The organism is Lentzea sp. NPDC003310 (genome assembly GCF_040610935.1).
GTDB lineage: Bacteria > Actinomycetota > Actinomycetes > Mycobacteriales > Pseudonocardiaceae > Lentzea.
The window spans coordinates 112463-126675 of the sequence record NZ_JBEXNC010000022.1 but is presented as its reverse complement, the minus strand read 5'-3'; the positions used below and the strand labels follow the sequence as shown (position 1 = coordinate 126675).

Genomic DNA, 14213 nt, shown 5'->3' with positions numbered 1-14213 from the left:
CTACCTGCGCACGGCCCGCTACGAACAGCCACAACCCCGCAACGCAGCGGCCATCACGTCGAGCGCCGGCCGCACCTCGGTCTCCGGGTTGCGGTTGCTCGCGGACATGAACGAGAAGACGAGCACCCGTCCGTCCACGTCGACGACCACGCCGGCGAGCGCGTTGACACCGGTGAGGGTGCCCGTCTTGGCCCGCACCCAGCCCTTGCCCTGCGCCGCGCTGCCGCCGTAGCGACCGGCGAGGGTGCCGCTGCCGCCCGCGACCGGCAGCGCCGTGAGCAGCGGCCGCAGCTTCGCGGTGCGCGCGTCGTCGAGCGTGGGCTTGGCGGCGGCGGTGAGGACGTCGGTGAGCAGCTTGGCCGGGATCTTGTTCGACGCCGACAGCCCGCTGCCGTCCACGAACGACGCCCCGGTGAGGTCGAAGCCGTTCTTGGTCAGCACGTCCCGCACGGCCTTCACGCCGCCCGCGAACGACGGCTCGTTGCCCGTCTTGATCGCGATCTCGCGCGCGATCGCCTCGGTCAGCACGTTGTCCGAGATCTGCATCATGTTGTCGACGAGCTGCTCGATCGGCGCGGACTTGATCTCGCCGAGCACCTGCGCGCCCGCCGGCGCCGTGCCCGCCGTGGCGCCGGCGGCCCCGACGCGCTGGGCGAACGCGTCCGCCGCCGCCTGACCCGGGCTGCCGGTGCGCACGCCGTTGACGTTGGACTGGTCGACGCGCCCGCCGTCGAGCATGAACGGCACGATCGGCGCGACCGAGCCGCCCGCGATGTCCGCGGACTCCCACTGCGGCCCGAGCGCCTCGCCGGTGTAGCGGCTCAGGTCGAACTGGACCTTGGTGACCGGCCCCTTCGCCTTGACCTGGTTGACGAGGTCGTCGAGCGTCGCGGCGCCGGGGTACACGGACTTGCCGGGCACGCCCGAGATCGTCGGGTCGCCGCCGCCGACGACCACCACGGAACCGGGCTCCGCGCCCTGGACGACCTTGGTGGAGAGCTGGTCGGTCTTCTCGAGGCTCAGCAACGCCGCCGCGGCCGTGAGGATCTTGAGGCTCGACGCCGGCGTGGCGGGCGTGGTGTCGCCCTGCTGCCACAGCGCGGCGCCGCTCGCGGGGTCGATGACGCTGCCGGTGAGCGTGCCGAGCGCGCCGTTGCCCGCTGGTCCGGCGAGCGCCTGCGAGACGCCGGCCGGGGTCGGGGCGGGAGCACCCGCGCCGGCGGCCTTGACCAGCGGCTGGACGTTGGCGGGGGCGGCGGGCGGCCTGGTCTGCACGGCCTGGGTGCCGCCGAACTCGTTGACCGCGTAGACGGTGGCACCGGCCAGGGCCGCGACGACGACCAGGCTCAGCACGACGAGGAGGCCCTTGCGGCTCTTCTTCGGCTCGTCGGTGAGGCGGTCCTCGGGTTCCTCCTCGTAGCCGGTGACGGGGAGGTCCTTGTTCAGGGGCTTCGGCTCGGGCCGCGGGACGGGCACCGCGCGCGGGGGCTCGGGCCGCTGGGGCTCCGGGCGCTGCGGCTCGGGTCGCTGGGATTCCGGGCGCGGAACTTCCTGCCGCTGGGCTTCCTGTCGCTGGGATTCCTGCCGCGGCGGGGGCGGGCTCAGCAGCTGGTCGACGCGCCTGGTCGGCTCGGGCCGTGGCTGGGACTGCGGCTCCGGCTGCACCGGCTGGTCGAACCACGACTGCTCGAGGTGCGGCAGCTGGTCGACGCGCGCCGTCTTCGCGGGCGGCACGGAGAGCTCGGTCGTCCTCTGCTCGGGCCGCGGCACGACACGGGTCTGGTCGCCCTTCGGCTCGATCCGCACCGGGACCGCCCGAGGTTGGCCGCCTTCCGGACCAATCACCCCGTGAGACTTCCCACCGGACATTCCACCCGAAGGGCCGCCGGAGGCGCCGGAACCGGCCGTTGGCACAGTCACGTCACCGGATCGACCGGCTGTGGCGTTCGGGGCGGTCCGCAGCGGCGACGAGCGGGGCGGCTCCGGTGTGGACGGTGCCGAGAGCACCGCGGCGAGCGGGAAGCGCATCGTCGGCTGGTCGACGGACGGGCGGCTGACCTGCACCGTTGACTCGGAAGCAGCGGCGACCGACTCGGCGTCGTCGTCCTCGGTCGGCCACTGGGGCTCGTCCGGCAAGTGGGCCTCCGCTAGCTCGGTACGGGCAATCTCACACCCACCAACCACCGCTCCGGTGAGGGTTGACAAGGCGTCGTGGTCCACACTAGTGGGCATCACGAATGGGCTACATGAGCGAGGACCAGTGGAATTCGACGTCCTGATCGAGATCCCCAAGGGCGTGCGCAACAAGTACGAGGTGGACCACAAGAGTGGCCGCATCCGCCTCGACCGCACGTTGTTCACGTCGACGCAGTACCCGGCCGACTACGGGTTCATCGAGAACACCCTGGGTGAGGACGGCGACCCGCTGGACGCCCTCGTCCTCGTCCAGGAACCGACGTTCCCCGGCTGCCTGATCGCCGCTCGTGCGATCGGCATGTTCCGCATGACGGACGAGAAGGGCGGCGACGACAAGGTTCTGTGCGTCCCGGCCAACGACCCGCGCCACGAGCACCTGCGCGACATCCACCACCTGGCGGAGTTCGACCGCCTGGAGATCCAGCACTTCTTCGAGGTCTACAAGGACCTGGAGCCGGGCAAGAGCGTCGAGGGCGCGTCCTGGGTGGGCCGCACCGAGGCCGAGGCCGAGATCAAGCGCTCCTACCAGCGCCTGAAGGACGCCGAGGCACGGGGCGAGAGCTTCCACTAGGGAGCACGCGAAAAGAGGGGGCTGCTCGGAGCAGCCCCCTCTTTCGTGCTTTGCGAGACCCTCAGACCGCGAGGGACTCCGCGTCCGCCACGCGCTCCAGACCCGACTTGGTCGACAGCGGCTTCTCGCGCAGGAACCACACGAGGACGAACGCCGCGATCATCACGATGCCGCCGGTCATGAAGACCGTGTCGATCGCGCTGGAGAAGCCGTCGAGGAACGGCTTGGCCAGCACCGGGTCGAGGCCGTTGAGGAACTCGGTGTTGTTGATGTCCACACCGGCTCCGCCACCGCCCTGCAGCATCTTCGCGAACTCCGGGTTCTGGCCCAGCGCCGCGCGGAACGCGTCGGTCTGCGCCGCGGCCTTGAGCCCCTCCGCGATCTTGTCGCCGACCGTGCTGAACAGGATCGACAGGAACACCGCGGTACCGACGGTGCCGCCGATCTGGCGGAAGAACGTCGCCGACGCGGTCGCCACGCCCATGTCACGGGGCTCGGCGTCGTTCTGGATCGCCAGCAGCAGCGTCTGCATGCACTGGCCCAGACCGGCACCCATCACGAACATGTAGACCATGACGAGCCAGCTCGGCGTGTCCGTGCCGATGGTGCTGAGCAGGAACAGCGCGACCGCCATCAGGCCGGCGCCGATGATCGGGAAGATCTTGTAGCGACCGGTCGTCGAGGTGACCTTTCCGGCGATCGCGGTGGCCGACATGATGCCGAACGTCATCGGCAGCAGCATCAGGCCGGCGACCGTCGGCGTGACGCCCTTGACGATCTGCAGGTACAGCGGGATGGAGACCATGCCGCCGAACATGCCGATGCCGAGCACGAAGTTGATCGTGTTGCCCAGCGAGAACGTGTGGTTGCGGAACATCCGCATCGGCAGCAGCGCCTCGTCGCCCATGCGGTTCTCGACCCACACGAACGCCACCAGGCCGAGCACGCCGATCGCGTACATGGCGATCGACAGCCCCGACGCCCAACCCCACTCGCGGCCCTGTTCGGCCACGATCAGCAGCGGCACCAGGCCGACGGTCAGCGCGATGGCGCCGCCGAAGTCGATGCGGTGGTTCACCCGCTGGTGCGGGATGTTCAGCACGCGGGCCACGACGAACAGCGCGAGCAGCGCGATCGGCACGTTGACCAGGAACACCCAGCGCCACCCGGTGACGCCGACGAACGAGTCGAGACCGGCGAACACACCGCCGATGACCGGGCCGAGCACGCTGGCCGAACCGAACACGGCCATGAAGTACGCGGAGTACTTGCTGCGCTCACGCGGCGAGATGATGTCCGCCATGATCGCGAAGGCCAGCGACATCAGACCGCCGGCGCCCAGGCCCTGCACCGCGCGGAACGCGGCCAGCTCGTACATGGACGTCGCGATGCCCGAGAGCAGCGAGCCGGCCAGGAACAGCGAGATCGCCGCGAGGTACATCGGCTTGCGCCCGTAGATGTCCGACAGCTTGCCGTACAACGGGGTCGTGATGGTCGCGGTGATCAGGTAGGCGGTGGTCGCCCACGCCTGCAGCGTCTGCCCGTGCAGCTGGTCCGCGATGGTCTTCATGGCGCTGGCGACGATCATCTGGTCCAGCGCCGCGAGGAACATGCCCAGCAGCAGGCCGGACAGCACCGTCATGATCTGGCGATGCGTCAGGGAGACCCCTGGCGTGGGTGTCGCCTCGGTTGTCGATGACATCTCTAGTCTTCCCCTTCTGCGCGGGGCCCCGTCCCGCGGTTGTTCAGAAAGAGCGCCGGAATCACGCGCTCGTAGTCCTGGACGAAGCGTTCGAACAGGTCCGCGAAGCCCTTGAAGTCCTCGTCGACCCAGTCCGCGAACACCTGCTCGATGGCCTCGTTGCGCTGACGCCGTCGCGTCAGGATCAGCTCGCGGCCCGCTTCGGTGACCGCGAGAACGCTGGCCCGGCCGTCCGCCGGATCAGCTCGCCTCTCGACGAGCCCGTCCTTCACGAGACCGGCCACCTGCCGGCTGATCGTGGACGGGTCCGAGAGAACCGCCTCCGCGAGCGCGCTCGAACGGCATTCCCCGAGACCGGAGAGCGTCGCCAGCAGCACGAAGGCGGACTTGTCCATGCCCTGCTTGGCCATCTGGTGGGTGACCTGGGCGTGCATCTTGTTCAGCCGAACCATCGCCATGCCGACGCGGTCCGCGAGCTCGTGCTCGGGATCGACGTGGAAGGCGAAGCTCGTGCACCTGCCCGGCTCGACCATCAGACACCTCGTTGCTTGTATCACCCAACTAGTTGCTCGGTACAAGCATCCATCTCGGTCCGGCAGATTGCAAGTGAGTTCCGAGTCTCACTCCACTGTGGAGTGGTACGGCTGCGCGCAGTGGTGGTTACCGATGGGTAGCCCGGCGGGTTACTCGCCGGTAGCATCCCTCTCATGAGCCAAGACGTGTCGTTCATCGCCGACGCCATGAAGCAGGCCGTGCCCTACGTGAAGTCCACGGGCATCGAGTTCGAGGAGGTCTCGGCGAGCCGCATCGTGGCGACGCTGCCGGACACCCCGGAGCTGCACAACCACATCGGCGGCCCGCACGCCGCGATGATGTTCGGCCTCGGCGAGTCCGCGTCCGGCGCCGTCGTGATGGCCGCGTTCGCCGCCCACCTCGGCAAGGCCACGCCGCTCGCCGTCCGCGCCGACATCGCCTACAAGAAGATCGCCATGGGACCGCTGCGCGCGGAGGCCGTGCTGGGCCGGTCCGCGGACGAGGTGCTGACCGAGCTGGAGTCGGGCACGCGGCCCGAGTTCCCGGTCACCATCACCATCTCGAACGCCGAGGGCGTGACCACGGGCGAGATGACGGTCGTCTGGACGCTCAAGCCCGTCCGCTGAACTGGGCATCTCCGTATTTCGGTTCGACATCGCGGTGAACCGATCGGAACGAAATACGTAACCTTGGCCACACCGCCGCGACCAGGCACTATCTGGGGTCATGTCGGGGTGGAGAACTGTGGGCGGGGCAGCTGCGCTGGTCCTACTCACCGCGGGATGCGCCGCGCAGGTACAGCAGTCGAGGCCCGTCGCCGTCGAGAAGCCGGCCGAGGACGCACCCGTGTCCGCGGCGCCCTCGTCGCCGGTGACGGTGCCGCCGGCCCAGCTGGGCCTCAGCGTCGCCTCGATCGTCGACGGCCGTTCGGTGATGCTCTCCGACGGCACGAAGGCCGAGGTCAGCGGCCTCGCACAGCCTGGACCGTGCTGGGCGGACGCCGCCGGCAGCTTCGCCAAGGCGATGCTGCTGAACCAGCAGGTGCGCTACGACCGCGCGGCCGGCGTGCTCAGCCTCGCGGACGGCACCGACTACGCGTTGCTCGCGCTGGGCAACGGCGCCGGCCGCACCGCGGGCGCACCGTCCCCGGCGCAGAAGGAGGCCGAAGGGGCCGCCCAGCGCGTGCCGATGGGCCTCTGGGGAGCGCCGTGCGCCGGCAAGGACGCCCTGGAGACCTCCACTCCCCCGCCTCCTCCGCCACCGGCCCCGCCCACCACGACGACGAAGCCGCCGGCACCGCCCAAGCCGAAGCCCGTCTTCTACGCGACCTGCGACGACGCGCGCAGGGCCGGCGCGGCGCCGCTGTACTGGGGTCAGCCGGGCTACCGCGTCGAGCTCGACCCGAACCGCAACGGCATCGCGTGCGAGTCCCGGTACCGCTAATAACCTCAGCGGCATGAAGCTGGACAGCGCTGCCGTCGACTACACGCCCGGTGACGCCGGGGCCATCGCGAAGCGGGCCGAGGACCGGGGTTACGACGGGTTCTGGCTCGCCGAGACCAAGCACGACCCGTTCCTCGCGCTGGCGGGCGCCGCCGCGGCGACCGAGCGGATCGAGCTCGGCACGGCGATCGCGGTGGCGTTCGCGCGCAACCCGATGACCGTCGCCACCACGGCGAACGACCTCCAGCTGCTCTCCGGCGGCCGCTTCAACCTCGGGCTGGGCTCGCAGGTCGAGGCCCACATCACCAAGCGGTTCTCGATGCCGTGGGGCAAGCCCGCCGCGCGCATGCGGGAGTTCGTGCTCGCGATCCGCGCGATCTGGCACGCGTGGGAGACCGGCGAGCGGCTGGCGTTCCGCGGCGAGTTCTACAGGCACACGCTGATGACGCCGTTCTTCGACCCGGGCCCGAACCCGCACGGCACGGCGCCGATCTACCTCGCGGGCGTCGGCGAGCGGATGACCGAGGTGGCGGGCGAGGTCGCGGACGGCTTCCTGTGCCACAACTTCACGACCGAGCGGTACCTGCGCGAGGTGACGCTGCCGGCGTTGGCGCGCGGGCGGGAGAAGGCCGGGAAGACGCTGGAGGGCTTCGAGATCAGCGGCCCGGTGTTCGCCGCGACGAACGACGAGGAGGTCGCCGACGTCAAGCGGCAGATCGCGTTCTACGGGTCGACGCCCGCGTACCGGCCGGTGCTGGACCTGCACGGGTGGGGCGCGCTGCACGAGGAGCTGCACCGGATGTCCCGCCGGCAGCAGTGGGCGGAGATGAGCGAGCTGATCACGGACGAGGTGCTGGCGCAGTTCTGCGTCCTCGGTACCCCGGAGACCGTCACGGCCGCGCTGCTGGACCGCTACGGCGACGTCGTCACCAGGGTTTCGCCGTCGAGCGCGGTGCCTCAGCGCCCGGAGAAGTGACTGAGGCCCTGGCGAGCCAGCTCGGCGTGGAAACCGTCGAGCTCGGCGCGCACCCTCGCGACGCCCCGCTTGCGGATCCAGCGGCGTCTGCCGACGTTGGCCGCGGTCAGGGCGAACGGTAGCGCGAGCAGGGTCAGGACCAGCATCGTGATCATCTTGTCTCCTCAGGGGTTGCGAACAAGCAACGACCAATCGAGACATCGCTTACGGTACCGGCTCCAACGCCACCCACGTGGAGCAATCTCACCGAAAGCACGACCGTTCTTGACTAATTTTGTTTTCGGTGTGACGCTGGAGCCATGTTCGAAGTGGCGGTGATCGAGGACCCTTCCGCGGCCGAGGTGTCGCTGGACCCGGTGCGGGCGCGGCTGCTCGCGGAGCTGGTGGAGCCAGGATCGGCGACGATGCTCGCCGCGAAGGTCGGCCTGCCGCGGCAGAAGGTGAACTACCACCTGCGCACGCTGGAGCAGCACGGCCTGGTGGAGCTCGTCGAGGAACGGCGCAAGGGCAACGTGAACGAGCGCCTGCTGCAGGCGACCGCCGCGTCCTACGTCATCTCCCCGACCGCGCTCGCGGCCGTGCAGCCGGACCCGGCCCGGTCACCCGACCGGTTGTCCGCGCGGTGGCTGCTCGCCGTCTCGGCCAGGCTGGTGCGCGACGTCGGCACGCTGATCACGGGCGCGACCAGGGCGAAGAAGAGGCTCGCGACGTTCGCACTGGACGGCGAGGTGAGGTTCGCGTCCGCGGCCGACCGCGCCGCGTTCGCCGAGGAGCTCGCCGGGTTCATGACGCAGCTGGTCGCCAAGTACCACGACGAACAGTCCGAAGGAGGGCGTCCGCACCGAGTCGTCGTCGCCCTGCACCCGAGCGTGAACGCCACCGAGGCCAAGGAGGACGAGTCGTGACCCACGAGTTCGAGATCAGCAAGGAAGTCGAGGTCGACGGGACCCCCGAGCAGGTCTGGGACGCCATCGCGACCGGACCGGGCATCGACTCGTGGTTCATGGGCCCGCACACCGTCGACGGGCGCCTGGGCGGCCGGATGTCGCTCGACCTGGGCTTCTTCCAGGAGGCCTCGACGATCACGGCGTGGGAGCCCGGCAAGCGGCTCGCCTACGAGAGCGACAAGGGCGAGGACGGCACGTTCCACGCCATGGAGTACCTGGTCGAGGGCCGCGAGCAGGGGTCGACCGTGCTGCGGTTCGTGCACAGCGGCATGCTCGCCGACGGCTGGGGCGACGAGTTCGTCGACCAGCAGTCGAAGGGCTGGGACATGTACCTGTTCACGTTGGGGCAGTACGTGAAGCACTTCCCCGGCCGGCCCGGCACGTACGTGTTCGCGCAGTGGCCCGAGCAGCCGGAGGGCGCCGCCAACTGGCCGGTGCTGCTCGAGGCGCTCGGCGTCCCCGAAGGCGCCCAGGTCGGTGACAAGGTGACCATCGAGCCGTTCGGCATCGACGGCGTCGTCGACTACGTGGTCTCGCACGACGCGCACAACTTCCTCGGCGTGCTCGGCGAGGACGGCATCTACCGCTTCCACGGCACCAACGCGGTCGGCCACCACCTCTTCGGCGACGCGACCGGTCAAGCCGAGAAGTGGCAGGCGTTCCTGGGTCAGATCGTCGGCGGGCAGACCTCGTAGACGTAGTCCTCGTGCCCGTACGGCACGATGTTCCGATCGCGGCGGATCACCGAGACCCGGCCGCCGCGGTCGGTGCAGCCCTTCTTGAAGCCCTCTTCGGTGTACTCGATCTGGAAGAAGTTGTTGCCGAACGCGTCGGCGTAGGACTTGCAGCCGTCGCGCGCCTGGCAGTCCTCGGCGATCGCGAAGTCGAAGCCGATCTCCTTCTTGCCCGCGTTGCCCAGTTCCGCGGTGTTCTTCTGCGCCACCGCGAGGCCCTGTTCGTGCGCGTACCGGACGAACGCCTTCATGTACTCCTTGGTGGCGTTTAGGTCGAACGCCCCCTCGACCTTCTTGTAGGAGTCGAGGTTGTCCGGCTCGACTCCCTTGTAGAAGGACGTCTTGCAGTCCTTGATCCACTTCTTCTGGATCTCCAGGATCCGGGTCCGCTTGTCCCCGGTGGAGATGTCGAGGACCGCCTCGCCCCACCTCGGGTCCATGACGAGCTCACCGCCCGGCTTCTTGACCAGCAGGTCGGCGTGGTTCGCGCGCCACCAGTCGAGGCCGCCCTCCACCGAGGACGCCGGCTGCGTCTGCAGGGCGTTGAGGTAGCAGATGTTGTAGCGCCGACCGTCGATGATCTTGCTCCGGTCCCGCACCACGACCTTGACCGGCACGTCCGGCTGATAGGCGCCGCCGAGCTGGTAGTCGAGCTGCCCGCCGGGCGGCGGCAACTCCCGTGGCGGCAGATCCGGCTCGGACGAGCAGGCGGCGACCAGCAGGAGCAGGGCGGCCACCGCCGCGGCGGTCTTCATGCGCGGCAGTCTGTCACCCGCCTGGTTGCGATCGTGTAACGGCAGGGGACGCATCGGCCGTGAATGCGGTTCGGCCCGCGATCCACTCCTCGACGACCTCGTCGAGCTGCGCGAGCGTGAGCCGGCCCTGGCCGAGCACCACCTCGTGGAAGTCGCGGACGTCCTCGCCCGCCTCCTCGGCCTTCGCGCGGAGCTCCTGGAACTTGAGACGCCCCACCGCGTACGCGAGCGCCTGGCCCGGTTCGCCGAGGTACCGGTCCACCTCGGACTCGATCTGGGCAAGGCCGAGCGGCGTGTTCTCGACCAGGTAGTCGACGGCCTGCCGACGGCTCCACCCCTGGGCGTGCAACCCGGTGTCGACGACGAGCCGGCCCGCGCGCATGGCGTCCATCGTGAGCATGCCGAGCCTCGCGTCGTCGTCGCTGTACAGCCCCATCTCGTCCGCGAGCCGTTCGCAGTACAACGCCCAGCCCTCGCCGAACACGGTGATCGGTGCCTTGCGCCGCACCACGGGCAGGTCCTCCAGCAGCGCCGCCCTGGAGTGCTCGAAGTGGTGCCCCGGAACGGCTTCGTGGAACGCCGTCGCCTCGTCCTTGATCCTGAGGTTGTTCCCGGGTTCCTTGGTGACGACGTAGTACGTGCCGGGCCTGCTGCCGTCGAGCGCGGCCGGCAGGTAGTGCGGCGGCACGTGCGCGGGCACCGCCGGTGGCGCCGCCTTGATCACGCACTTGGCCTCGGGCACCGTGCGGAACCACTGCGGTGCAACGGCTTCCGCCTTCGCCACGGCCCGGCGCGCGGCGTCGAGCATCTCCTCCGCATCGGTGTGCCGCAGCGCGGGATCGTGGCGAACGCGGTCGAACACGTCGTCGCCGTACCGCGCGAACTCCCGCTTCAGCTCCTCGACCAACCGGATTCCGGTCGCGTGCAGCTCGTCCGGGTCGAGGTCCTGGGTGGTGTGCCGGCGGATCGCGCCGCGGTAGACGTCGTTGCCCGGCAACCAGCACAGCCCCGGACGGTCCTCGTCCCGCCCCACCGGCAACGCCTCGCGCACCAGGAACTCGCGGTACCGCTCGATCGCCGGCCGCACCACCCCGTCCACGTCCGCGCCCTCCACGAGGTCGAACGCGGCCAGGTTCGCCAACTGCCCGTCGAGGAACGCCACGGCCTGCTCCACCAGGTGCCGCACCGGCGTGAGCCCGTCCGCGAACCCCCTGCGGTGCCTGGAGATCACCGTCGCGAAGAACCCGTCGAGCCGCCGCAACCGCTCCACGTACCCCCGCCGCCGTTCTGGTGTGTCGAGAGGAAGGCGCGGCAGGGAGGCGAGCGTGCCGGGCACGGACGCGCGGACGTTGCCGCTGATCATGAACTCGATCTGCCGCGACTCGATGTCGTGGCACTGCATGGAAATGTCGTGCAGCACGATCCCGAGCGTGATCCGCTCGGAGAGTGACCGCGGCTCCAACGTGCCCGCCTCGTCCCGAAAAGCGTGCAGCAGGTCGAGCTGTCGCTGGTCGGCCTCGACGCTGTGGTCCACCAGCGACGCGTGATCGCGGTCGAAGCCCATCAAGCTCGCGTCGAGCGGATAGCGGTCGAGGACCGCGTCGAAGAACCGGTCAGCGAACGCGTTGACGTAGGACATCCATCCCCCAGGAGTTACGCCGTTGGGCGGCCATCACCACCTTTCCTAGCGGGTATCACCGGATCATGCGCTGGTTGTTGCTGATCGTCCTGCTGACCGGCTGTTCCGCACTCCCGCTCTCCACCACCGCGGCACCGCAGGTGGACCGGGTACCGGCGGGCACCCTCGACGCCGTCACCGCACGCACCTCCCTCGCCGCCCTGCCGGTCGCCACCCCGGGCCGCCTCGACGGCTACGTCCGGGACTGCGACGGCGGCAAGGCCTGCGTCTTCGGCCAGCCGTGGTTCGACACCGACGGCGACGGCTGCGACCAGCGCAGCCAGGTGCTGGCCCGCGACCTCACCGGCGTCGAGCGCAAGCCGGGCCGTTGCGGCGTCCAGTCCGGCACGCTCGACGACCCGTACACGGCCACGCAGATCAGCGGCACCTCGAAGATCCAGATCGACCACGTGGTGCCACTGGCGGAGATGTGGCGCAGCGGCGCAGCCGGGTGGGCGCCCGAGCAGCGGCTGGCGGCGGCGAACGACCTGCGCAACCTGGTGGCGGTGTCGGGCAAGGTCAACCAGTCGAAGGGCGACAAGACGCCGGACGAGTGGATGCCGCCCAACGCCGGGTACGCGTGTTCGTACGGGCGGATCTACGTGACGGTGAAGGCGGCGTACGGGCTTTCGGTGGCGGCGGCGGAACGCGCGGCGCTGGAACAGGCGCTTACTTCCTGCGGCTGAAGGTTTCACCGAATCGGAGGCTGCACAAAGCAGAAGGGCCAGGTCACGAATGACCTGGCCCTTCCGTCTCACCGAGCCGCCTATCGGAATCGAACCGATGACCTGCTCATTACGAGTGAGCCGCTCTGGCCGACTGAGCTAAGGCGGCGAGACGCGATAACTATAACCGACCCGCAACCGCGTTACTCACCGGGGTCCCCCTCGTTGTACGGACCGTGACCGACGTCACCACCTCCTGACCGCCGAGGAGAAGGTCCATGCGCCGTTCGTTGTCCGTGCCGCTGGCCGGGTTGCTGCTCGCGCTCGTCGCGACGCCCGCGCTCGCGCAGCCTCCCACCACTCCGGTTCCGGGGCCGCGCGATCCGAACCAGCCGCCGGCGTCGTCGCCGAGCGGGCCTCAGCCGCTCGCGCACGCCGTGGGTGACGCCGGGACCGGGCTCAGCGTCGTCCGGCTCGGGCCGCAGGGGGTGCCGACGAGCACGATCCTGCCTGGGTTCGGGGACCAGTTGCCGAAGCAGTCGGTGACGGAGTTCGGGCTCGGGCTCGCGAGCGCCCAGGTCAACACCGAGGCGTTCCTCGCGACCGAGCGGGTGGTGACGCAGGCGAACCCGTTCGGGTTCGCGGTGGCCGGGCGGGCGCCGCAGACGCCGGGAACGTTGGTGCAGACGGCGATCCCGGACAACCCGCAGCCGACGAACGGCGGGCTGCCGATCCCGGAGACGCCGCTCGCGAGGCTGAAGGTGCTCAACGGCAGCGTGCAGGCCCGGTGGGACGAGAAGCTCGGGCCGTGCGTCAGTCCGCTGGCGACGTCGCGGACGTCGCTCGCCGGGCTCGAGGTGCTGAGCGCGCTGCCGGCCGAGGTGCCGTTGCCGGTCAAGACCAGCCTGGTCAGCGTTCCCGACACGTTCGAGGCGAACTCGCAGGTCAAGCTCGTGGATCTGCCCGGTGGCAAGAACAAGGCCGTCCAGTCGACGTCGACGATGCGGGCGGTCAGCGTCGAGCTGGCCGGCGGGATCAAGATCGACGTCGTCACGCCTCCGACGCTCACGGCGACGGCCACCGGGGACGAGAAGACCTCCACCATCAGCTACACCGCGCCGGTGCTGAAGGTCAGCCAGAACGGCAAGGAGCTCGGCACGCTCGACGCCGCGCACCCCGTGATCGACATCCCGCTGCTGCTGGACCTGGTCGTGGTCAAGCTGCAGGTCGCCGGCCTCACCGAGAAGAAGGCGGCCTTCAGCGGCAACGGGTTCAGCGGTTTCCAGCTCGGCGCCACCGCGCGGATGCTCGACGTGCAGGTGCTGCCGACGGACAAGCTGAAGCTGCCGAACCTGCCCAGCGCGCTCGCCCAGATCTCGCTCGGTGAGCAGATCGTGCGGGCCGCGGCACCGCAGGGCGGCGTGGTCTGCGGGACCTCGCAGCCGCCGCAGACGACCGTCCCGAACCAGCCCGGCGCACCGGCGGCACCGCCCAAGGGAGCGCCGCCGCTGGCGTACACCAACGCCGCGTACAACTCGATCCCGCTGTTCTGGACCGGCACGGCGTTGCTGCTCGCGGGCGTCGTGATCTTCGCAGCGCTCCCCGCCCGCCGGGTGCGGAAGTCGGCCGCGGACGAGCAATGACGCTTGTTCTGCCTTTCCGCGCCGCCGACAAGGACACCCGCTTCACGAAAAGGCCGTCATCTCACCGTCGTGGTCCGTCCACAGTAGAGCGGGCGCGCACGTTCGTCTGGACCATGGGCGGCGAGAACCAGGCCTGCGACGACATGGGCCAAGTCCCCGTAACGGAGCCGCGGTGAACTTCTCCCTGGAAGGCCGGACGGCGCTGGTCACCGGCGCGCGCACGGGCATCGGCCGCGCCATCGCCCGCGGTCTGCACGACGCGGGCGCACAGCTCCTCGTCGGGCGAGGCGACCTGTCCGACGTGGCACCGGCTCTCGCCACGGTCTCCGTGGACCTCGCGGCCCCGGCGTCCGTCGAACCCGCGCTGGC

At 69.9% G+C, this 14213-nt stretch carries 14 protein-coding genes, 1 tRNA gene and 1 pseudogene; 9 read left to right on the top strand and 7 right to left on the bottom strand.

Annotated features, from left to right (window positions below; all coding sequences use genetic code 11):
- Positions 1-18: 18 nt before the first annotated feature.
- Positions 19-2136 (bottom strand): D-alanyl-D-alanine carboxypeptidase/D-alanyl-D-alanine-endopeptidase, encoded by a 2118-nt coding sequence (gene dacB / locus ABZX02_RS37215; protein WP_355305644.1) that lies wholly within the window; start codon positions 2134-2136, stop codon positions 19-21.
- A 124-nt stretch (positions 2137-2260) separates the two neighbouring features.
- Between dacB and ABZX02_RS37210 the strand changes: the two genes are divergently transcribed.
- Positions 2261-2767 carry an inorganic diphosphatase gene (locus tag ABZX02_RS37210; protein ID WP_285647754.1) on the top strand — a complete coding sequence of 169 codons (507 nt, stop codon included), beginning with the start codon at positions 2261-2263 and terminating at the stop codon, positions 2765-2767.
- A 61-nt stretch (positions 2768-2828) separates the two neighbouring features.
- Here ABZX02_RS37210 and ABZX02_RS37205 read toward each other — a convergent pair whose 3' ends face one another.
- A complete protein-coding gene (locus tag ABZX02_RS37205) occupies positions 2829-4409 on the bottom strand; it encodes an MDR family MFS transporter (protein ID WP_355305641.1) in 1581 nt (526 codons plus the stop codon).
- Positions 4410-4471: 62 nt separating this feature from the next.
- On the bottom strand, positions 4472-5002 hold the full coding sequence (locus ABZX02_RS37200) for a MarR family transcriptional regulator (RefSeq protein ID WP_355305639.1): 531 nt from the start codon (positions 5000-5002) through the stop codon (positions 4472-4474).
- Between the two features lie 174 nt (positions 5003-5176).
- On the opposite strand from ABZX02_RS37200, the gene ABZX02_RS37195 reads away from it, so the two are divergent.
- The 3 genes from ABZX02_RS37195 (at position 5177) to ABZX02_RS37185 (ending at position 7422) form a co-directional block, all read left to right on the top strand.
- Positions 5177-5629 (top strand): DUF4442 domain-containing protein, encoded by a 453-nt coding sequence (locus tag ABZX02_RS37195; protein ID WP_355305637.1) that lies wholly within the window; start codon positions 5177-5179, stop codon positions 5627-5629.
- Between the two features lie 118 nt (positions 5630-5747).
- The gene (locus ABZX02_RS37190; RefSeq protein ID WP_355305635.1) at positions 5748-6446 is read left to right on the top strand and encodes an excalibur calcium-binding domain-containing protein; all 699 of its coding nucleotides are present in this window, start codon (positions 5748-5750) and stop codon (positions 6444-6446) included.
- A 13-nt stretch (positions 6447-6459) separates the two neighbouring features.
- Entirely contained in the window at positions 6460-7422 is a 963-nt protein-coding gene (locus tag ABZX02_RS37185; RefSeq protein WP_355305633.1) for a TIGR03617 family F420-dependent LLM class oxidoreductase, read from the top strand.
- Here ABZX02_RS37185 and ABZX02_RS37180 read toward each other — a convergent pair.
- Complete coding sequence (locus tag ABZX02_RS37180; protein ID WP_330855709.1) at positions 7404-7577, bottom strand: hypothetical protein; 174 nt, start codon at positions 7575-7577, stop codon at positions 7404-7406. The two genes, ABZX02_RS37185 and ABZX02_RS37180, sit on opposite strands and share 19 nt — an antisense overlap.
- 144 nt (positions 7578-7721) lie before the next feature.
- Between ABZX02_RS37180 and ABZX02_RS37175 the strand changes: the two genes are divergently transcribed.
- Together ABZX02_RS37175 and ABZX02_RS37170 are read left to right on the top strand one after the other, a co-directional pair.
- Entirely contained in the window at positions 7722-8327 is a 606-nt protein-coding gene (locus ABZX02_RS37175) for a helix-turn-helix domain-containing protein (RefSeq protein WP_355305631.1), read from the top strand.
- The gene (locus ABZX02_RS37170; protein WP_355305629.1) at positions 8324-9064 is read left to right on the top strand and encodes an SRPBCC domain-containing protein; all 741 of its coding nucleotides are present in this window, start codon (positions 8324-8326) and stop codon (positions 9062-9064) included. The genes ABZX02_RS37175 and ABZX02_RS37170 overlap by 4 nt, the downstream gene beginning before the upstream one ends.
- Here the strand turns inward: ABZX02_RS37170 and ABZX02_RS37165 are convergent.
- The gene (locus ABZX02_RS37165; RefSeq protein ID WP_355305627.1) at positions 9037-9858 is read right to left on the bottom strand and encodes an endo alpha-1,4 polygalactosaminidase; all 822 of its coding nucleotides are present in this window, start codon (positions 9856-9858) and stop codon (positions 9037-9039) included. The two genes, ABZX02_RS37170 and ABZX02_RS37165, sit on opposite strands and share 28 nt — an antisense overlap.
- Positions 9859-9871: 13 nt before the next feature.
- Positions 9872-11497, bottom strand: a complete 1626-nt coding sequence (locus tag ABZX02_RS37160; protein WP_355305625.1) for a DUF885 domain-containing protein — start codon at positions 11495-11497, stop codon at positions 9872-9874.
- Positions 11498-11562: 65 nt separating this feature from the next.
- Between ABZX02_RS37160 and ABZX02_RS37155 the strand changes: the two genes are divergently transcribed.
- Positions 11563-12222 carry an HNH endonuclease family protein gene (locus tag ABZX02_RS37155; protein WP_355305623.1) on the top strand — a complete coding sequence of 220 codons (660 nt, stop codon included), beginning with the start codon at positions 11563-11565 and terminating at the stop codon, positions 12220-12222.
- A gap of 74 nt (positions 12223-12296) precedes the next feature.
- On the opposite strand, the gene ABZX02_RS37150 is transcribed toward ABZX02_RS37155, so the two are convergent.
- Positions 12297-12370: transfer RNA gene (locus ABZX02_RS37150), tRNA-Thr, on the bottom strand.
- 109 nt (positions 12371-12479) lie between these two features.
- Between ABZX02_RS37150 and ABZX02_RS37145 the strand changes: the two genes are divergently transcribed.
- Positions 12480-13844, top strand: a complete 1365-nt coding sequence (locus ABZX02_RS37145; protein WP_355305621.1) for a hypothetical protein — start codon at positions 12480-12482, stop codon at positions 13842-13844.
- Positions 13845-14016: 172 nt separating this feature from the next.
- A pseudogene (locus ABZX02_RS37140) lies at positions 14017-14205 on the top strand (SDR family NAD(P)-dependent oxidoreductase); the annotation flags it as partial.
- Positions 14206-14213 lie beyond the last annotated feature (8 nt).